The 18321-nt window shown below is 65.7% G+C and carries 19 protein-coding genes; 6 read left to right on the top strand and 13 right to left on the bottom strand.

Annotated elements, in window-relative coordinates:
• Positions 1-20: 20 nt before the first annotated feature.
• The 4 genes from ACPVPU_RS03110 to htpX are packed head-to-tail and all read right to left on the bottom strand — an operon-like array spanning position 21 to position 4645.
• Positions 21-1748, bottom strand: a complete 1728-nt coding sequence (locus ACPVPU_RS03110) for a heparinase II/III family protein (RefSeq protein WP_448659462.1) — start codon at positions 1746-1748, stop codon at positions 21-23.
• Positions 1745-2407, bottom strand: a complete 663-nt coding sequence (gene rpe / locus ACPVPU_RS03105; protein WP_448659461.1) for a ribulose-phosphate 3-epimerase — start codon at positions 2405-2407, stop codon at positions 1745-1747. Before rpe ends, ACPVPU_RS03110 begins: the two co-directional genes overlap by 4 nt.
• A gap of 45 nt (positions 2408-2452) precedes the next feature.
• The gene (locus ACPVPU_RS03100; protein WP_448659460.1) at positions 2453-3739 is read right to left on the bottom strand and encodes an RsmB/NOP family class I SAM-dependent RNA methyltransferase; all 1287 of its coding nucleotides are present in this window, start codon (positions 3737-3739) and stop codon (positions 2453-2455) included.
• Positions 3740-3745: 6 nt separating this feature from the next.
• Complete coding sequence (gene htpX, locus ACPVPU_RS03095; RefSeq protein WP_448659459.1) at positions 3746-4645, bottom strand: zinc metalloprotease HtpX; 900 nt, start codon at positions 4643-4645, stop codon at positions 3746-3748.
• A gap of 71 nt (positions 4646-4716) precedes the next feature.
• Here htpX and ACPVPU_RS03090 point away from each other — a divergent pair, with 71 nt between their 5' ends.
• Positions 4717-4878, top strand: coding sequence for a DUF1674 domain-containing protein (locus tag ACPVPU_RS03090; protein WP_448659457.1), 162 nt, complete (start codon positions 4717-4719; stop codon positions 4876-4878).
• A 130-nt stretch (positions 4879-5008) separates the two neighbouring features.
• Here the strand turns inward: ACPVPU_RS03090 and ACPVPU_RS03085 are convergent, their stop codons facing one another.
• The 3 genes from ACPVPU_RS03085 to ACPVPU_RS03075 form a co-directional block, all read right to left on the bottom strand.
• On the bottom strand, positions 5009-5704 hold the full coding sequence (locus ACPVPU_RS03085; protein WP_448659456.1) for a hypothetical protein: 696 nt from the start codon (positions 5702-5704) through the stop codon (positions 5009-5011).
• Complete coding sequence (locus tag ACPVPU_RS03080) at positions 5701-6900, bottom strand: toxic anion resistance protein (protein ID WP_448659455.1); 1200 nt, start codon at positions 6898-6900, stop codon at positions 5701-5703. Before ACPVPU_RS03080 ends, ACPVPU_RS03085 begins: the two co-directional genes overlap by 4 nt.
• Before the next feature lie 83 nt (positions 6901-6983).
• Positions 6984-8150: a DUF418 domain-containing protein gene (locus ACPVPU_RS03075; RefSeq protein WP_448659454.1), complete on the bottom strand. Its 1167-nt coding sequence runs from the start codon at positions 8148-8150 to the stop codon at positions 6984-6986.
• 129 nt (positions 8151-8279) lie between these two features.
• Between ACPVPU_RS03075 and typA the strand changes: the two genes are divergently transcribed.
• Positions 8280-10103, top strand: coding sequence for a translational GTPase TypA (gene typA / locus ACPVPU_RS03070; RefSeq protein ID WP_448659453.1), 1824 nt, complete (start codon positions 8280-8282; stop codon positions 10101-10103).
• A 228-nt stretch (positions 10104-10331) separates the two neighbouring features.
• Positions 10332-11243, top strand: coding sequence for an OmpA family protein (locus ACPVPU_RS03065; RefSeq protein ID WP_448659452.1), 912 nt, complete (start codon positions 10332-10334; stop codon positions 11241-11243).
• A 130-nt stretch (positions 11244-11373) separates the two neighbouring features.
• Here ACPVPU_RS03065 and ACPVPU_RS03060 read toward each other — a convergent pair whose 3' ends face one another.
• The 4 genes from ACPVPU_RS03060 to ACPVPU_RS03045 all read right to left on the bottom strand — a co-directional run bounded on the left by ACPVPU_RS03060 (position 11374) and on the right by ACPVPU_RS03045 (position 13680).
• Entirely contained in the window at positions 11374-11610 is a 237-nt protein-coding gene (locus ACPVPU_RS03060) for a helix-turn-helix domain-containing protein (RefSeq protein WP_448660400.1), read from the bottom strand.
• A complete protein-coding gene (locus ACPVPU_RS03055; protein WP_448659451.1) occupies positions 11610-12158 on the bottom strand; it encodes a DUF2975 domain-containing protein in 549 nt (182 codons plus the stop codon). Before ACPVPU_RS03055 ends, ACPVPU_RS03060 begins: the two co-directional genes overlap by 1 nt.
• 87 nt (positions 12159-12245) lie before the next feature.
• The gene (locus tag ACPVPU_RS03050) at positions 12246-13232 is read right to left on the bottom strand and encodes a glycoside hydrolase family 5 protein (RefSeq protein ID WP_448659450.1); all 987 of its coding nucleotides are present in this window, start codon (positions 13230-13232) and stop codon (positions 12246-12248) included.
• A gap of 49 nt (positions 13233-13281) precedes the next feature.
• Positions 13282-13680 carry an EVE domain-containing protein gene (locus ACPVPU_RS03045; protein ID WP_448659449.1) on the bottom strand — a complete coding sequence of 133 codons (399 nt, stop codon included), beginning with the start codon at positions 13678-13680 and terminating at the stop codon, positions 13282-13284.
• 146 nt (positions 13681-13826) lie between these two features.
• On the opposite strand from ACPVPU_RS03045, the gene ACPVPU_RS03040 reads away from it, so the two are divergent.
• The 3 genes from ACPVPU_RS03040 (at position 13827) to ACPVPU_RS03030 (ending at position 16288) form a co-directional block, all read left to right on the top strand.
• Positions 13827-14210: a hypothetical protein gene (locus ACPVPU_RS03040; RefSeq protein ID WP_448659448.1), complete on the top strand. Its 384-nt coding sequence runs from the start codon at positions 13827-13829 to the stop codon at positions 14208-14210.
• 90 nt (positions 14211-14300) lie between these two features.
• Complete coding sequence (locus ACPVPU_RS03035; protein ID WP_448659447.1) at positions 14301-15977, top strand: FAD-dependent oxidoreductase; 1677 nt, start codon at positions 14301-14303, stop codon at positions 15975-15977.
• Positions 15978-16021: 44 nt separating this feature from the next.
• A complete protein-coding gene (locus ACPVPU_RS03030; RefSeq protein ID WP_448659446.1) occupies positions 16022-16288 on the top strand; it encodes a DUF3297 family protein in 267 nt (88 codons plus the stop codon).
• Between the two features lie 24 nt (positions 16289-16312).
• Here ACPVPU_RS03030 and ACPVPU_RS03025 read toward each other — a convergent pair whose 3' ends face one another.
• Positions 16313-17110, bottom strand: coding sequence for a LytR/AlgR family response regulator transcription factor (locus tag ACPVPU_RS03025; RefSeq protein WP_448659445.1), 798 nt, complete (start codon positions 17108-17110; stop codon positions 16313-16315).
• A complete protein-coding gene (locus tag ACPVPU_RS03020) occupies positions 17107-18201 on the bottom strand; it encodes a sensor histidine kinase (RefSeq protein ID WP_448659443.1) in 1095 nt (364 codons plus the stop codon). Before ACPVPU_RS03020 ends, ACPVPU_RS03025 begins: the two co-directional genes overlap by 4 nt.
• Positions 18202-18321: the final 120 nt, after the last annotated feature.

The raw sequence follows: 18321 nt of genomic DNA, 5'->3' as shown, positions 1-18321 counted from the left end.
CGGCGAAGGGCAAGCCCCAATCAGCGCCCACGATGCAGGAGCCAGGTAACCGAGCAACCGCCCGGCGGGGAATCGGCGGCCAGCACCAGCTGGCGGGTCGAATGCGGGCGGCCCCGCGCGTCGATCCACACGCTGTCCTCGATCGCCAATGCAGCCCCGCGCGCCCGGAATTGCCACAAGGCCCCGCCCGGCACGCGCAGGAACGCGCCTTGGCCATCGGCAGTCGGCGCCACCTCGATCCCCGGTGCCAGATGGAAGCGAATGGCGAAGGCGGTATCGCCCTTGCGCTTTCGGCCCCGCGGCAACAGCATGTCCTCGCCCCGCAGGTCCCGGCCCTCGGCCGACAGGATCAACTGGCGACGATGCAGGAATCCGAACCGGCGGACATAGCCGTCATGGCTTGCTTCGATCCGCGCTGATCCGTCGCCGTCCTGGCGCGCCAGCTCGATCTCGCCCACCCCGCGACCCAGCGTGCCTTCGTCATGGATGGCGGTGGAATTGCTGTCGGCGATGACCAGCGTCGAATGGGCCGCGGTGGTGCGCAACCCCTGACTCAGCTGCGACGCGACCGCATGATGGCATCCGCGCGCGCCGCCGCAATTGACGATGATGCGGTTGGGACCGTCGGACAGTTCGAACGCCAGGGTCGATGCGCAGCCTCCTTCGACCACCCGGGCAACGGGCGGCGGGGCGGCATCCAGGATCAGCATGGCCTGTCCGGCGACCATGCTGTGATAGCCCCAGTCGCGCGGCTGGCGCAGCGGCCGGGTGCGCACCCCGGTGGCGGCCACCAGTTCGTCCAGGACATCGGCGTCGATCGGTGCCGATCCCTGCCAGCTGGCCGTCCCACCATCGCCGTGCCGCAGCCCCAGCAAGGCCGCGACCATCCGCACCAGCGCCTGTTCCAGCCATTCCGGCGCGTCGATGCGTCGCGCGGCATAGGTGGCGCGCACCATGGTCAACAGCATGATCGCCTCTGCCTGTGCATCGGGAGAGCGCGAAACGATGCCGCCATCGGGAAACAGCGATGCGCCCAGCGCCCGCTCCAGCCCCGCCTCTGCACCCGGACGCCGGGGATCACCGCCGGGGATCATCAACAGCGACGCCACCATGCCCGACCAACCGGCGATGCGGGGCAGGCCCACCGGCGCCTTGTCCACCACCCGCTCGAGATGCCGGGAACCGCGCGCCAGCGTGTTCAGCACCCGCGACCGGTAGATCAGATCGGTGCTGGACAGGATCAACGGCGCGTGCGCGACCCAGTACAGGATGCGGCGGCCCCATTGATCGGCCCGCCACGCCGGATCACCGATCCGGTCGGCATGGGCATCCAGCCATTGCCGCATGATCGATTCGGCGATCGGTGCCCCCGTTACCCGGGGTGCGACCGTGGACAGGTCACGCAACCAGGCAAAGCTGTGGACATAGTCGGCAAAGGGCACGGAAAAGCCCGGGCGGTCCAGCATCAGCCCCGCAATGTTCACGGTTTCGCCGCGAAAGCTGAGCATTCCTTCCAGCATCGCCTGGCCGCGCGCGACATCGCCCAGGAACGGATCGTCGGCCACCGCCAGCAGCTTGAGCGGATAGCGGCCGCGCAAAGCGAGCCGATGCAGCGGCGTCCGCCAGGCCAGGCGTTGCAGGCGTTCGGCCATCCGTTCGGCCAGCGACAGGCCGCGATCGCCGCCGACACGCACCAGCCGCTTGCCCGCATCGATGCCGTCGGCGGGCGGAGGGGCGTGCAGATTCATTGCCCCCTCAATGCCCGGATATTGCCGGCATAGGCCGAAGGGCCGCCAGCAAACGTAGCGGTGCCCGCCACTAGCGCATCCGCGCCCGCTGCGATGGCTCGGGGCGCGGTCGCCCGGTCGATGCCGCCGTCCACCTCCAGATCGATGGCGCGGCCCGATGCGTCGATCATGGCGCGCAATTCGGCGATGCGGGCAAGCTGGCTGTCGATGAATTTCTGACCGCCGAACCCGGGATTGACGCTCATCACCAGCACCAGGTCGATCAAGTCGATGACCGGCGGCACCACCGACATCGGCGTTGCCGGATTCAGCACCAGCCCGGCGCGCTTGCCCAGGCCCCGGATCGTCTGCAGCGTGCGGTGCAGGTGCGGGCCGCTTTCGGGATGCACCGACAGGCAATCGGCCCCGGCATCGGCAAAGGCCTGAAGATAGGGGTCGACCGGTGCGATCATCAGGTGGACGTCGAACGGCTTGGCGCTAAGCGGACGCAGCGCCTTGATCACGGCCGGGCCGATGGTGATGTTCGGCACGAAATGTCCGTCCATCACATCGACATGGATCCAGTCGGCGCCGGCCGCGTCGATCGCGCGCACCTCTTCGCCCAGCCGAGCGAAGTCGGCAGACAGGATGGAGGGGGCAATGCGGACGGGACGGGTCATCGAACCCGAAGTCTCTAACATGGCGATTCGTCGCCGCAAGGCGCGTCAGGCGGTTCGCATCATTCGCGCCATGAAAAACCCGTCGACGCCCCCGGCATCCGCCAGTGCCCCCGGCAGCACCCGCAACCAGCCCCTTGGATGGGCGGGCGGCATGGCATCGGGCAATTCGCTGGGCAGCACGGGGTCGAGCGCGAAGTCGGCCCGCGCGCCCAGGAACGCCTCGATCTGCGCCTCCCCCTCCTCCGGTTCCAGCGAACAGGTGGCATAGACGATCAGGCCGCCGGGCCGCACCCAGTCGGCGGCACGGGCCAGCAGCCGCGCCTGAAGCTCGGCCAGTTCGGCAACGGCACGGGGGCGGACGCGGTACAGGACGTCCGGATGGCGACGGAAGATGCCGCTGGCGCTGCACGGCGCATCCAGCAAAACGACATCGGCAGGCGCGCTCGGGGCCCAATCCTCAAGATCGGCGGTGACGACCGCAGCGCTCAGGCCCGTTCGGGCCAGATTGTCGGAAAGTCGTGCCAGACGACTTTCCGACGTGTCCACCGCAGTCACCGACCATCCCGCAGCCGCCAGTTGCAGCGTCTTGCCCCCCGGCGCAGCGCACAGGTCGAGCGCCGTGCCGGAACCCCCGCCCAACAGGCGCGCGGGCATAGACGCGGCAAGATCCTGCACCCACCATTCGCCCTCGGCAAACCCGTCCATGCCCGGCACCGAACCGCCTGGCGGCACCCGGACATGACCGGGCAACAGGCTGACCCCGCCAAGCGACTCCGCCAGCCGGTCGGTTGCGGCCGGATCGGCCAGGCTGAGGTCGGTGGGGGGCTGGGCAGCCAGCGCACGGGCGGCGGCATGGACGACAGCATCGCCCCAGGCCTTTCGCCAGCGGCGGGCCACGGCATCGGGCAGGGTCGGCTTGGGCGGCAACGCGACCTCCGCCCGCATCAGCGCGCCGAATACGCCGTGCACCAGCTTGCGCGGGCCGCCATCGACCAACGGCAGCACGGTCGAGATCGCGGCATGGGGCGGCGTGTTCAGCCCCAGCGCCTGCGCCAGCGCGATGCGCAGGACGAAGCGCGCCTTGGCGTCATCGGGCAGCTTCTTTGCGGTCGCCCCGTCGATCAGCGCATCCAGATCGGGCAGCCAGCGCAGCACAACCGCCGCGATGGCATGGGCCAGCGACCGGTCCTCCCGCCGCTCAAGCCCGGCCGCCGCGCTGTCGAGCGCCGATTCGAGCGGCAGGCCACGGCGAAGGACTGCATCGAGCAGACGCAGCGCCGCGCGGCGGGTGGCGACGCCGGGCGGGTCGCTGGCAAGGACGGGACGGGCCAAGCCGGGTCAGCCGCGCCGCAGGGGATCGAGCGCGCTGGCGCGACCGCCGGGTGCCGGACGGCTGACCGGCCGCTCGCCCATGGCCAGCGCGATTTCCTCCAGCGCCGCGATCCGGTTGCCGGTATCGGGATGAGTGGAAAACAGGTTGTCGCCGCGCGACAGGCCGGGAACGATATAGAGCTGCGACGTCGCCGGAATCCGCTGGGCGACGCTGTTGGGGATCATTTCCGCACCGCGGGCCAGCTTGGCCAGCGCGCTCGCCAGCGCGCGCGGATTGCCCGAAATCTCGGCACCCGCCCGGTCTGCGCCATATTCCCGCGTCCGGCTGATCGCCATCTGCACGATCATCGCCGCAAAGGGCGCGACCAGAACGGCGAGCAAGCCAGCAATGCCCGCCGAGCGGTCATCGCCCGACCGGAAGAACAGGCCGAAATTGGCGAGCATCGAAATCGCGCCCGCAATGGTCGCCACCATGGTCATGATCAGCGTGTCGCGGTTCTGCACATGGCCGAGTTCGTGCGCCATCACCGCCGCCACCTCGTCCCGGTCCAGGATGCGGAGGAGCCCCGTCGTTGCAGCGACTGCGGCATTTTCCGGATTGCGGCCGGTGGCAAAGGCGTTGGGCTGCGGCTCGTCCACGATATACACCTTGGGCATGGGCAGATTGGCCCGGGCGGCAAGCTCGCGGACAATGGCGTAGAATTCCGGTGCGCTAGCGGCATCCACCTGACGCGCATTGTGCATCTTGAGGACGATCTTGTCGGCGTTCCAATAGGTGAACAGGTTCATGCCCACCGCGACCAGCAGCGCGATCATCATGCCGCCGCGCCCGCCCAGCGTCAGCCCCAGCGCCATGAACAGCGCCGTCATCGCCGCCAAGAGCATCGCCGTCTTCATTCCGTTCACTTGAACACACTCCTTCGTCCCCCAAATGTGGGGACGATCCGCCGTTTTCGCAATCATCCGGAGCCACCGCCATGGGCCAGCGCCCCGCCCACGTAAAGCCGCCCGCCTATCTGTCCAAATCGCCGCCGGTGCCGGAACCGAAACCGGTGGAGCCGGGCCAGAAGGACCCGGACGGCCAGAGCCCCACGCGCTATGGCGACTGGGAACTCAAGGGCATCGCCATCGACTTTTAACTGGTGGGTAGAGGGGCCTTGTCGGCCCCACCCATCGTCACCCCGGCCTTGAGCCGGGGCCCAACTATTCTTCACTCAGGCCAAGGAAGCGGGACCCCGGCACGCGGCCGGGGTGGCGGACTTCCGGGCATTAGCTCTGCCCGTCGCCCTGATAGCGGATCTGCAGATAGCGTTCGCGGGTCGCCAATTGGTTCAGCGCGCCTTCGGCCAATTGCGCGTTCATGTCGGCGATTTCCTCGTCGATCCGCGCCAGGCCGTCGACCAGTTGCTGGTCCGGCGTGCGACCGTGGCGTTCCACCTTGCGGAGTGTTGGGGGCACCTGTTCATAGCCGCGGATCAGTTCGGGCAGCTGTTCGCCGATCAGCTTGCGCACTTCGAACGCGGCGGGGTCACCCTCCGGCACCTTGGCCAATTGTGGGGCGAGCGCGTCCAGCTGAACGCCGATCCGGTCGACCAGGCCCAGTGCGGGCGCTGGCAGCATCGGCCGCTGTCGCTCCAGCCACGCTTCGGTCTGCTGGGGCAGCGCCTTCAAGGGCACTTCGGCCAGCCGCTCCGGCGTGGGTGCTGGAACAAGCGGGAAAATGGCGAAGAACAGGGTGACCGCGATCAGCAGGCCCATGACGAGCAGCGCGCCGCCCATGCCCAGCGGCACGAACCAGCCGATCGCCAGCGCAGCGACGATGATTGCGATGTCCGCCGCCGCGATCCGCACGATGCGGCGCAGGATCTCCGCCTCGCGCCGCTGGCGACCGCGCGCACGGTAGCGGTCGCGGGTGCGATCCAGCACCGCGCTCGCCCGCTCGATCTCGCGGTCCACGTCGGTCACAGCGCCTCCAGCTTATAGAGGTCCGCGCCGCCCTGCCCGGCATTGGCCGCCTGGCCCTCTGCGCGGGCGATATAGCCCTTGGATTTCTCGACCTCGTTCGACAGCGTCGTCACCGTCGTCTTCATGCTGTCCAGCGCCTTCAGCTTGAAGGTGTCGATGGCATCCATCGTGTCATAGATGTTCTGGAACGCGCGCTGCAACGTCTCCAGCGGTATGGTGCTGGATGCGGCCTGTTCATGGATGCGCGCGGTGTTCGACTTCAGCATTTCGCCCGTCGAATCGATCAGGCCAGCCGTGGTGGTGTTGAGCGCGGTGATCTGGTCCAGCACCAGCCTCTGGTTGGTCAGCGCCTGCGCCACGGTCACCGCGGTGCGAAGGGCGGAAACCGTGGTGGTGCTCGCCCGGTCGACGCCCTTGACCAGCTCGACATTGTTCTTCTTGACCAGGTCGAGCGCCAGATAGCCCTGCACCGTCACGGCCATCTGGGTCAGCAGGTCCTGTGTGCGCTGGCGCACATAGAAGAGCGCGGTTTCGCGGATCGCCTTGGCCTTGGCCGGGTCGGTCGCGTCCAGATCGTTGGCGCGGTCCTCCAGCTTGGCGTCCATCGCCTTGGACAGATGGATCATCTGTTCCAGCCGACCCATGGCCGCCCACAGATTCTGCCGCTCCACGTCGATCGCGGCATTGTCCATCAACAGCTCGTCCTTGCCGCTGGCCAGCGATTTCAGGATGCCGTTGATATGGCTTTGCGACGATTTGTACTGGTCGAAATAATTGTTGATCCGGTCGCCGAAGATCTTGTCCAGAAATCCGCGCTTGTTGAAGAACTTGCCGTTGGCGCCAGGGTCAAGCCGCTCGACCGTGCGGCGCAGTTCGACCAGGTCGGCGCCGATGCCGCTGTCCTTGTCCATCGCCTTGACCGGGCGGTCGAGAAAGCGGTTGGATTGGCCCGCCGCCTCGCGGATTTCCTTTTGCCCCATGGCGGTGATCGCATCGACGCGCTTGCCGAATTCGGGCGAGTTCACGTCCTGAGCGACCAGATCGTCGATGAATTGGTCGACGCGCGTTTCCAGCTCGGATTTCTTGGCCTCGTCCACCGGCACCAGCCCGGCCGCCTTGGTCGGCGTCACGGCGGGCACCGGGTCGGGGGGCGTCAGCGTGATCGTGTCGGTCGCAACTGCCGTATCGGTGGCCATTCATCCCTCCATGCCAGATGCCCGAGCATGACGGGCTTCGGCACATCCTTCAACTGTATGATATAGACAACACACCCCGTGCATCAAGACCGGGCCAGCGGCACCCGCTCCATCCGCGTCGCGCTGCGCCACAGCCATTCGAGTGGACCATAGCGGAAGCGCCCCAGCCACCAGCGCGCCAGGACGATCTGGACTGCGAACGCAATGATCCCGTCGACCAGCCAGGTGCCATGTGACGCCGCGTCGAACAGGCGCAAGCCAAAGCCGTAGAAGACTGGCACGAAAACGAGCGACTGGCCGACATAAAAGCTGAGCGTCATCCGCCCCGGCGCAGCGAGCAGGCGCAGGGCCGGCCCCGCCGCCGATCGCCAGACAAGGATGAACAGCATCAGCTGAGCCAGCATCCACGCCGTCGCCTGCCAGCTGGTCAGCGCCCAGTTCCAATGGTCGCGGTGCATCGGCTGGCCGCCCGAATCGGCGCCGGGGGGCAGGATTGCGTCCGAAAACCAATAAAGCGCCGTGGCGACCGCGAGCGCCGTCCCAAGGATCAGCCAGCGTTCGCGCACGAACTTCTCCGGCGCAGCGAACAGCCCGGTCCGTGCCGCAGCCATCCCGAAGCAAAACAGGCCCGCGATTTGAAACAGCCGCCCGGTATCCAGGTAAAAGGACCATTTGCCCGCCATGCCCGGCCCGGCATTGACGGCCAGCATCTCCGCAAAGCTGCCATCGGCCAGCACGGCAAGTCCGGTATCCCCGGCAAAGACCGGCGGCAGCTGTGCCCAGTCCTGGCCCGCCCCGGCGGCAAGGCCGCGCGCGATCAGCAACGGATTGGCGATGCAAGCCAGACCAAGCCCGATCAGCACGCGCGGGCTTCGGATCCACCAGGCGGGGATCAGGACAAGGCCCATCGCCGCCAGCACCTGAAGAATGTCGCCGCGATACCACAGCGCATGCAGCGTGCCGATGACGAACAGCACCACCAGCCGCCAGGCAAAGCGAACGGCACCCCCATCGCCCCGCCGTTCGGCATTGGCCATGATCGTCGCGAAGCTGAACCCGAAGCACAGGGCGAACAGGGCGAAGCTCTTGCCCGCGAAGATGAAGAACACCCAGTCGAACACGGCATCGGGCCGGGGATCGAGCCAGTACAGCTCGAAGCGTTCCATCATGTGCACCAGGAACAACCCGAGCAGGGCATATCCGCGCAGCCCGTCGACAAGATCGACGCGCGATCCGCTCCCCTCTACCATCGTCGCCGCCCCCGTTCTGACTATCCCGGGCCTGATAGCGTCGGCATGGCAGGCCGTCATCCGCCTTTGCCCTTTCGCATCTGCGGCAATTCGGCTATGCGCGCCCGACATAGTTTCCGGGACAATTTGATGAATCTGCGCAACATCGCCATCATCGCGCACGTCGATCATGGCAAGACGACCCTAGTGGACCAGCTTTTCCGCCAGTCCGGCACCTTTCGCGACAATCAGCGTATCGAAGAACGCGCGATGGATTCCAACGACCTGGAAAAGGAACGCGGGATCACCATCCTGGCCAAGCCGACCAGCGTCGAATGGAACGGCACGCGGATCAACATCGTCGATACGCCCGGCCACGCCGATTTCGGCGGCGAGGTGGAGCGTATCCTGTCGATGGTCGACGGCGTCATCCTGCTGGTCGATTCATCCGAAGGCGCGATGCCGCAGACCAAGTTCGTCACCGGCAAGGCGCTGAAGCTCGGCCTGCGTCCCATCGTCGTCGTCAACAAGATCGACCGGTCGGACAGCCGGGTGCAGGAAGTGCTGGACGAAGTGTTCGACCTGTTCGTCACGCTGGAGGCGAATGACGAGCAGCTGGATTTCCCCGTCCTTTATGCCTCGGGCCGCAACGGCTATGCCAGCGACGATCCGGATGCGCGCGAAGGAACGCTGACGCCGCTGTTCGAGAAGATCGTCGACCATGTGCCGCCGCCCGCGCTGGAACGGGATGCGCCGTTCAGCTTCCTGGTGACGCTGCTTGATCGCGACAATTTCCTGGGCCGCATCCTGACCGGCCGGGTCCAGTCCGGTTCGGTCAAGCTGAATCAGCCGATCCATGCGCTGGACATGGACGGCAATGTCATCGAAACCGGCCGCGCGTCCAAGATCATGACCTTTCAGGGTCTTGAGCGTGTGCCGACCGATGAGGCGCATGCCGGCGACATCATCTCGCTGGCCGGTCTGACGGTGGCGACCGTGTCGAACACCATTTGCGACCCCATCGTCACTACGCCGATCCAGGCCCAGCCGATCGATCCGCCCACCCTGTCGATGCGGTTCGCGGTGAACGATTCGCCGATGGCCGGCCGCGAGGGATCGAAGGTCACGTCGCGCATGATCCGCGACCGGCTGGAGCGCGAGGCCGAATCGAACGTCGCGATCAAGGTGACGGAGAGCGAGGACCGCGACAGCTTCGAAGTCGCCGGCCGCGGCGAACTTCAGCTGGGCGTGCTGATCGAGACGATGCGCCGCGAGGGGTTCGAGCTGGGGATCAGCCGTCCGCGCGTGCTGTTCGGCACCGACGAGGATGGCAAGCGCACAGAGCCCTATGAAACGGTCGTCATCGACGTGGACGAGGAATTTTCCGGCACGGTCGTCGACAAGATGAACCAGCGCAAGGCGGAGATGACCGACATGCGTCCGTCGGGTGGCGGCAAGACGCGCATCACGTTCAGTGCGCCGTCGCGCGGCCTGATCGGCTATCACGGCGAGTTCCTGTCGGATACGCGCGGCACCGGCATCATGAACCGGCTGTTCGAGAAATACGGCCCTCACAAGGGACCGATCGAAGGCCGCAAGAACGGCGTGCTGATCTCGAACGGTGCCGGCGAGGCGCAGGGCTATGCCCTGGGGCCGCTCGAGGATCGCGGCATCCTGTTCGTCGGGCATGGCGAGGCGCTGTATGAGGGCATGATCATCGGCGAGAACGCCAAGACGGATGACCTGGAGGTCAATCCGATGAAGGCGAAGCAGCTGACCAATTTCCGCGCATCGGGCGGCAAGGACGATGCGATCCGGCTGACCCCGCCGAAGAAGATGACGCTGGAACAGGCCATCGCCTATATCGACGATGACGAGATGGTCGAAGTGACGCCCAAGACCATCCGCCTGCGCAAGGCGATCCTGGACCCGCACGAGCGCAAGAAGGCGAGCCGCAAGAAGGACGCAGCCTGAACCAGGTCGCGTGATTGAAATGAACAAGGGCGTCGGAAGCAGATTCCGGCGCCCTTTTCGTTGTGCCGCCTTCAAAACGCGACTGATCGTTGGCGGCAAAGGAACCGCCTGCCGCGCCGCGCGCTCATTCCGCCGGGCCGCGCGTGGCCGACCGTCGGACCGTTCATGCGGGCGACAGGACGGGCCAGACACGCAGCGACCGGATGATTTCAGTAATGGGAGTTGCGTATGTCGATTTCGCTCAAGACCCCGAAGGCGATGATGTTGGTCGCCCTGATGGCCGGCGCTGCCCCGGCGACCCTCTATGCCCAGGATCAGATGATGACGCCGCCCGCCGGGAGCGACATCACCGTCGATGGCGTGATGCCGATGCCGACCGCCGAGGAGCTGGCTGCGCTGCCCGACGGACCGGAAGTCGAAGGCACAATCACCATGCGCCGGGGCGACGCCGTGCAGGTGACCGGCGCCGACGGTGCGGCCAGTCAGGTGATGGTCGTCGACACCACGCGCGTCACGGGCAGCGGCGGCTTTCTGGGCCTGGGTCGCAGCAAGCTAGCGACTGATTCGCTGATGAACGGTCTGCCGATCACCGCCAAGACCAAGCAGTGGAACGGCACGCTGATCGCCAGCCAGGTGAAGCTGGCCAACAAGGATCTGAAGGTCGCGTCGATGATCCGGGCCGGAACGGCGCAGGGCTTCGCGGAACAGACCGCTGCGACCGAAGCGCTGCGCGGCCGGGTCGCGGACATCGATCAGTATAACGTTAAGGCGACGACCAACGTCAATTTCGACACCGGCCAGGCCGTGCTTACCGAAGATGCCAAGGCGGCGCTGTGCAGCACCGCTCAATCGGCCGAGACGATGGACAACGCACTGTTGCTGGTCGTCGGATATACGGATTCGACGGGCGATGAGGAGTTCAACCAGATGCTGAGCGAAAAGCGCGCGGCAAAGGTCGTGAACTATCTGCAGCAGGCCTGTTCGTGGAAGCCCTATCGGATGCTGACCCCGACCGGCATGGCAGAGGCCGATCCGCTGGCGGACAACATGACCGAGGAAGGCAAGGCGCAGAACCGCCGCGTCGCGGTCAACATCCTGGTCAGCAAGGGTCTGGACGGCATTCAGTCGGCCGGACGCTGAGCATATGCACAATCGGCCCCGGCGCGGTTCGCGTCGGGGCCGATTTGGTTTCTGGGGCAATCAGCCCAGCCAGGGCAGGGCGATTGCCGCGAGCATCAGGACCACCAGCAGTCGCGGTGGCAGGCTCAGTTCAAGCGTCAGTTTCATCTTCCCCCTCCCCATCGCCCGGTACGTGATCCAGCAGGTCGCCGGGGCGGCAATCGAGTTCACGACACAGCGCATTGAGCGTCGAGAACCGGATCGCCTTTGCCTTGCCGGTCTTCAGGATCGACAGGTTGGCCAGGGTGATCCCCACCCGTTCGGACAGATCGGAAAGGGTCATGCGGCGGGCGTGGAGCAGATCGTCCAGCTTGACGATGATCGGCATCATACGGTCCCCTCGATTTCGGCCTGCAACTGCGTGCCGCGTTCGAACACCCGCGCCAGGACGAACAGGGCCAGCACGGCGATGATGCTGGTAACCGACACGTCCACATTGCCGGGTTGGGCCATCGGCAACAGGGCGCGCGACGCGATGCCGAGCAGGATGCTGCCCGCTTCCATCGCCAGGAACAGCCAGGCGATCATGCGCAGCCGCCGGGCATTGCGCGGAATGAACGGGTCGCCGGCCCGAACGGTCAACGCCATCCGGTGCAGCAGGGTGAAAAAGCCGATGGCGAGCGAAAGCATGGCGGCTGCCCCGATCAGGATCAGCGCGATCCGCCAGACCAGCGATGCCGGATCGCCGACGACGCGGCTGGCGGCCAACCCATCGGCGATCCCCTGCATGAACGCACCCTGGAAAAGGATGATGGTCGGGATGGCCAACACCACGACACCTAGCGCCACCCAGAGGAACAAGGTGATCCCACGCAACGAAACGGTGGCAAGGACGAGCAATGCGCCGTCCGATGTAGAGTTCTGAACCTTGGTCATATCGAACCTCGATGTTGTTATTATCGTTATTCGATATTCTCGTTCGCCTCTCGCGTCAAGAGATATTATCGTTCTTCGATAAGTGATTTATCCCTTAGCGATATGTCGCTGCAATTCGGCACGGACCATGCGGCCTGCCCGGGTGACATTGGCGTCGGACCAGCGCCCGTCGGTCGGCGTGCCGGGGGTGAAGATGCTGCACAATTCGGGCTTGTCGCTGACCGACCAGTTGGCATGGCTGATCCCGCGCGCTTCCATCCAGTCCCACCAGGCCCGCGCCTCGGCCGGATCGATCGATTTGTCGCCGCTCGCTTCGGTGATGCCATATTCCGTAACGAACAGCGCCGCCCCCTTTGCCAGGGCGCGGTCACCGGCGTCGCGCAGCCATTGCTTGTGGGTTGCCGCGTAGTAATGCAGCGCATAGGCGACGTTGCCATCGGCAACCGGATCGGCCGCCGCTTCGTCGACCGCCTGGCTCCAGCTTCGCGTCCCCAGAACGACCAGGTTGCGCGGGTCATGGGCACGAATGCTGGTCAGCACCTGTTCGTGATAGGGTTTGAGCAGCGTCGACCAGCCATGCTGCTGCAACGGCTCGTTATACGGTTCATAGATCAGGTTTGGCAGGCCGCCCCAGCGCTTGGCGACCCGCGCGAAAAACGCCGCGGCGTCATCGGCATGGGGTTCGTGCGCATGCCAGTCGACGATGACATACAGCCCAAGGGCGACGGCGGCATCGACGACGGTTTCCAGCCTGGCCCATTCGCGTTCGGGATGCTCACGGTACCCGCCATGATCCACCGCCACCGCAGCACGAATCAGGGTGATGCCCCAATCGTCCCGCAGACGGCGGATCGTCGCCTCGTTCCAGTATTTGCCGATCCACTGGCTCCAGAACAGCGACATGCCCCGCAGGGTCACCGGACGGCCCGTCTGGTCCGTCAGGCGGCCGTCGCGCACCTGCAGCCAGCCATGGCGAGCCACCGCCGTCGCCGGCTCCGCCGCCAGCGCCGGTGTAGCGAACGGCAGGGCCGCAGCCATGCCGATCAGGGCACGGCGATCGATCATCGGGGTCATGGCATCCTCTCCTGTTTCCCCGAAACAGGACGGTGCCTGCCGCCCCTTGTCAACCGCTGAGCGCCAGCACCGCCCGCCATTCCGCAGCACTGACCGGGCTGACCGACAGGCGCGACTGGCGCAGCATGGCCATGTCGGCCAATTCGGCCTCGCTCTTCAGCGCGGCCAGCGGGACCGGCGGGTCGATTGCATGGAGCGGCCGCACGGGAACCGCGACCCAATTCGCGTCCGCTGGATCAGGCACCGGTTGCCCCGTGATTTCCATCACGCCGACCACCGCCTTTTCACCGCCGCTATGATAGAAAAACGCCGTGTCCCCCGGCTGCATCGCGCGCAGGTGCAGCCGGGCGGCATTGTTGCGCACGCCGTCCCACAATGTGTGCCCGTCGCGCACAAGATCCGACCAGCCATAGCTGTCGGGTTCGGATTTCATTAGCCAATGCGCCATCCACGCTGCCCCTGTGTTCGACGATAAACCGCCGCTGAACGGCCAATTCCGGGTCTGTTCAGCGCCATGCTGCCATGAACCGATCCATGCTGAAAGCCGGATGCCAACCATTCGGCCGGGGGCGGGGAGAATGAGGAGCGACTGACATGACCATGGTGAGCAAGATCGGGCTTGGCGCGGCGCTGGTTGCGACCACGCTGACCGCAGCGGCACCGGCCGAAGCGCAGCGATATCGGTACCGCGACCGCGATCGGGGCGGCGATGTCGCCGCGGCCGCGATCGTCGGCGGGATTGCCGGCATCGTCATCGGATCGGCGCTGGCCGACCGCGACCGGGGACGGCGTTACGGTTATGATCGCGGCTGGGACGACCGGCGCTGGGATTATGACCGCCGATATTACCGCAATCGCGGCTATTATCCGGCCAATGGCTATTACGCCCAGCGCTACCGCGACTATGGCCAGTGCGAGGTCCGGCGGGTCTGGGATCCGTATGAGGGCCGCCGGGTGCGGGTCCGCTACTGCTACTGACGACGGCTTAGTTGTAAACGGGATCGGGACGGCATCGCAGGGTGCCGTCCCGACTCGTTTCGGCCGGGCAACGCAGCTACGATGCGAGGCATGACCGCCGTCGATTCGCCCGCGCAGGACCGCCCCGCCATGTCCGACGATGGCCTGTCGCCCGATGATCCCTATGCCCGCACTGCCCAGACTTTTCCGGTGCTGAGCGAAGCCATGGTTGCGCGGATCGCGGGCTATGGCGGGTCGGAGCCGGTCGAACAGGGCAGTTTCCTGTTCCAGCGTGGCCAGCGCAGTGTCGACTTCTTCGTCGTCGAACAGGGCAGCATCGACGTGATCGATCATGACCCAAGCCATGGCGACCGCATCGTCCACCGTCATCAGCCCCGCCAGTTCACCGGCGAACTGGATCTGTTCAACGACCGCAAGATCCTGGTGAGCGGACAGGCGGGGCCGGACACCCGCGTCATTCGGGTGGCGCGGGCCGATTTCCGCCGGATGATCGCCGCCGAATCCGACATCGGCGAAATCATCATGCGCGCCTTCATCCTGCGCCGGGTCGGGCTGATGCGGCACCGTCAGGGCGGGGTCACCCTGGTCGGGCCGGCCCATGCCGCAGCTACGGCGCGGATCGAGACGTTCCTGACCCGCAACGGCTATCCGCACCAGACGATCGACACCGAACGCGAACCCGATCTGCCCGCCTGTCTGTCGGCGTTCGGGGTGGAGGCCGATGCGCTGCCGGTCGTGCTGGTCGATGGTGGCGTGCTGCGCAACCCCGGCAATGCCGAACTGGCCGATGCACTGGGGCTGTCCGTGCATCTGGACCCGGCGCAGCTGCACGATGTTGCCGTGGTCGGCGCTGGCCCCGCAGGACTGGCCGCCGCCGTCTATGCGGCATCGGAGGGGCTGACGACCCTGATCCTCGAGGGGATCGCCCCCGGCGGCCAGGCCGGGACCAGTTCGAAGATCGAAAATTATCTGGGCTTTCCCACCGGTATATCGGGTCAGGCACTGGCGGGCCGAGCCCAGGTTCAGGCGCAGAAGTTCGGCGCGAAGCTGGCGGTATCGCGCCATGTCGTCGGCATGGAATGCGAAAGCGCACCGTTCCGGCTGTTGCTGGACGACGGGTCCAGCATCGCCGCCCGTTCGGTCGTGATCGCCACCGGCGCACGCTATCGCAAGCTGGACCATCTGGCCGAGTACGCCCGGTTCGAAGGCAATGGCCTGCATTATGCCGCCACCGCGATGGAGGCCGGCCTGTGCGCCGGGACCGAGGTGGTCGTGGTGGGCGGCGGCAATTCCGCGGGTCAGGCCGCAGTCTTCCTGTCGCGCCATGCAGCGCATGTGCATGTCGTCGTGCGCGGGGCGGGGCTGGCCGAGACCATGTCGTCCTACCTGATCGAACGGATCGAGGGCAGCGCTGCAATCACCTTGCATCCTTGGACCGAGATCACGGCACTGGAGGGCGAGCGCCATCTGGAGGCCGTCCGCTGGGTCAACCGGCGCAGCGGGGCAGAACAGCGGGTGGCGGTCGGCGCACTGTTCGTGATGATCGGTGCGGTACCGAACACCGACTGGCTGAACGGGTGCGTCGAAACCGATGATCGCGGCTTTGTCTGCACGCCCGGCAGCCGATTGTTCGAAACGTCGCAGCCCGGGATCTTTGCCGTCGGGGACGTGCGGTCCGGTTCGGTCAAGCGGGTCGCATCGGGGGTCGGGGAAGGATCGGTGGTCGTATCGGCCGTTCACGGCTACCTGGCCGATCAGCCGCACTAGCCAACGGCTTGGCAGGCCCGCATGTCGCCGCTATGCGACGCGGCATGAGCGATACGCCCCCCGACCGCCTGTCGGTCAATCCGAACAGCCCCCATTTCGATGCCGAAGTCCTGCGCCGCGGCATCGGCATCCGGTTCAAGGGAACCGAGCGCAAGGATGTCGAGGAATATTCGGTGTCCGAGGGATGGATTCGCGTTCAGCTGGGCAAGAAGGTCGACCGGCACGGCCAGCCGCTGACCATCAAGCTGACCGGCCCGGTTGAGGCATGGTATCAGGACGACGAAGCGGGCGAGCAACCGGCGGACGATTGATCCGCCGGCCGCTACCCCGGTTGATCAGTGAACGAACCGCGCCACCACGTCGCGGTAACTGCGGCTGACCTTTACCTGCGCGCCGGAATCCAGGACCAGGAAACATTCGCCATTGGTATGCGGCTTGACTTGTTTCACCAGGTCCAGGTTGACGATGGTTGACCGGTGCACGCGCTGAAACCGGCGGGGATCGAGCCGCTTCTCCAAGTCCTTCATGGTCTGGCGAAGGATCAGCGTATTGTCGGCAGTCTTGATGCACATATAGTCGCCAGCCGCCTCGACGCTTTCGATGCTGTCGACGTCGACCCGGAAAATCTGGCCGCGATCCTTGATGTTGATCAGCCGTTCGAACCGGTTTGAATCCGGCCCGTCCGAACTGCCCAGATTTTCGACCGCATCGGGGGCGACCTCGGCCAGCACTTCCTTCAGCTTTTCGACCTCGGCACTGCCGCGCTTGTCGCTCAGCCGCTGACGGACGCGTTCCAGCGTGTCCGCCAGCCGCGCCTCCTCGACCGGCTTCATCAGGTAATCGACCGCCTGTGCGTCGAACGCACGAATGGCGTGATCGGAATAGGCGGTGACGAACACGAACAGCGGCGGCTCGACCTCCATCAGCCCCTGCACGACCGAAAAGCCGTCAAAGCCGGGCATCTGGATGTCCAGAAACACCAGGTCGGGCTTGTGCGTCTTGATGGCACGGATCGCCTCGCGGCCGTTGCCGCATTTCTCGACGATTTCGACGTCCTCATGCGCCTGGAGCCGCAGCTCGAGGCCCTGGATCGCCAGCGGTTCGTCGTCGACCAAAATGGTACGGATGGTCATGCTGCCTCTCGATCGGGTTCTTCCAGCTGGAAGGGCAATTCAATCAGAACGCTGAATCCCCCGCCTGGTTTCGATCGCGTTTCGAAACGATGCTGGTCGCCATAAGCCTGGGCCAGCCGCTCACGCGTATTGGCCAGCCCAACGCCCGTGGAAAGGCTTGGCCGCTTTGGGCGGTCGATCAAGCCGGGGCCCGTATCCGACACGGTGATCTGCACCCGTTCCCCGTTGAGCCGAGCGACGATCGCGATCTCGGCCCCCTCCTCCAGCGGCGTGACGGCATATTTGATCGCGTTTTCCACCAGGGGCTGGAGGATCAACGAAGGCAGGCGGGCCTGGGCGACGCGGACGTCGATGTCGAACTTCGGCCGCAACCGCTCGTCGAAGCGCATCTTTTCGATTTCCAGATACAGCTTCAACGTCTCGACCTCCTGTTCCAGCGGCACATGGGCGGTCGGTTCGTTGGCCAGCGTATAGCGCAGAAACGAAGCGAGGCGGCTGAGCATCGCATTGGCGCGCTCGGTCTGTTTCAGCAGCACCAGGGTCGAGATGGAATTGAGCGTGTTGAACAGGAAATGCGGGTTGAGCTGATAGCGCAGCATGGCCAGTTGCGCCGAACTCGCCTGGTTTTCGAGCAGCTGCATCTGGTCGATCTGCTGTTCGACGATCAGATAGAAGTTGATGCCGAAATACAGGGCCGACCAGCCGGCCAGCACCGTGAAGTTCAGGAATACGCCGCCCAGGATCAGCTTCAGATCGACCGTCGGCGATGCCTGGCGGATGAAGGTGAAATTGAACGCATCGATGACGGCATAGAGCGCGGTCGCCAGCACCAGCGTCAGCAGCGTCAGCAGGATCCCGCTCAACCGCGGCAACCGGCGGTACATGGCGTAAAAGACCGACAGGAGCAGCGTCAGGCAATAGCCGACAATGGCGTTGATGATGACCGACAGCACCGTATCGACATCGAAACTGTTCGAAATGCTGGATACGGTGCGCAGCAACAGATAGCCGGACCAGCCCGCCGCCTGCAGCACCCAGAAGGCGCGGCTCTTGTCTTCGAAGAAGGGGCGGGAAAGCAGGCGCGATTGCATGGCCCGACTATCTAGGCGCGGACGGACGCCGGAGCAATTCCGGCGCGATCACCGGCAGGGTTGCGGCGATGGGTGGGCGCCGGTCCGAACGCCGGCCGTTCGAACGCGATCCTGAACCGT

The sequence above is a fragment of the Sphingomonas paludis genome (assembly GCF_053502515.1).
The sequence above is the reverse complement of the archived record's forward strand: the minus strand, read 5'-3'. Positions and strand labels throughout refer to the sequence as shown.

Excerpts from the sequence above, each read along its gene's own strand:
- ACPVPU_RS03110 (WP_448659462.1), bottom strand. The coding sequence starts at position 1,748 with ATGAATCTGCACGCCCCTCCGCCCGCCGACGGCATCGATGCGGGCAAG.
- rpe (WP_448659461.1), bottom strand. The coding sequence starts at position 2,407 with ATGACCCGTCCCGTCCGCATTGCCCCCTCCATCCTGTCTGCCGACTTC.
- ACPVPU_RS03090 (WP_448659457.1), top strand. The coding sequence starts at position 4,717 with ATGGGCCAGCGCCCCGCCCACGTAAAGCCGCCCGCCTATCTGTCCAAA.
- ACPVPU_RS03080 (WP_448659455.1), bottom strand. The coding sequence starts at position 6,900 with ATGGCCACCGATACGGCAGTTGCGACCGACACGATCACGCTGACGCCC.
- ACPVPU_RS03075 (WP_448659454.1), bottom strand. The coding sequence starts at position 8,150 with ATGGTAGAGGGGAGCGGATCGCGCGTCGATCTTGTCGACGGGCTGCGC.
- typA (WP_448659453.1), top strand. The coding sequence starts at position 8,280 with ATGAATCTGCGCAACATCGCCATCATCGCGCACGTCGATCATGGCAAG.
- ACPVPU_RS03065 (WP_448659452.1), top strand. The coding sequence starts at position 10,332 with ATGTCGATTTCGCTCAAGACCCCGAAGGCGATGATGTTGGTCGCCCTG.
- ACPVPU_RS03060 (WP_448660400.1), bottom strand. The coding sequence starts at position 11,610 with ATGCCGATCATCGTCAAGCTGGACGATCTGCTCCACGCCCGCCGCATG.
- ACPVPU_RS03055 (WP_448659451.1), bottom strand. The coding sequence starts at position 12,158 with ATGACCAAGGTTCAGAACTCTACATCGGACGGCGCATTGCTCGTCCTT.
- ACPVPU_RS03050 (WP_448659450.1), bottom strand. The coding sequence starts at position 13,232 with ATGACCCCGATGATCGATCGCCGTGCCCTGATCGGCATGGCTGCGGCC.
- ACPVPU_RS03045 (WP_448659449.1), bottom strand. The coding sequence starts at position 13,680 with ATGGCGCATTGGCTAATGAAATCCGAACCCGACAGCTATGGCTGGTCG.
- ACPVPU_RS03040 (WP_448659448.1), top strand. The coding sequence starts at position 13,827 with ATGACCATGGTGAGCAAGATCGGGCTTGGCGCGGCGCTGGTTGCGACC.
- ACPVPU_RS03035 (WP_448659447.1), top strand. The coding sequence starts at position 14,301 with ATGACCGCCGTCGATTCGCCCGCGCAGGACCGCCCCGCCATGTCCGAC.
- ACPVPU_RS03030 (WP_448659446.1), top strand. The coding sequence starts at position 16,022 with ATGAGCGATACGCCCCCCGACCGCCTGTCGGTCAATCCGAACAGCCCC.
- ACPVPU_RS03025 (WP_448659445.1), bottom strand. The coding sequence starts at position 17,110 with ATGACCATCCGTACCATTTTGGTCGACGACGAACCGCTGGCGATCCAG.
- ACPVPU_RS03020 (WP_448659443.1), bottom strand. The coding sequence starts at position 18,201 with ATGCAATCGCGCCTGCTTTCCCGCCCCTTCTTCGAAGACAAGAGCCGC.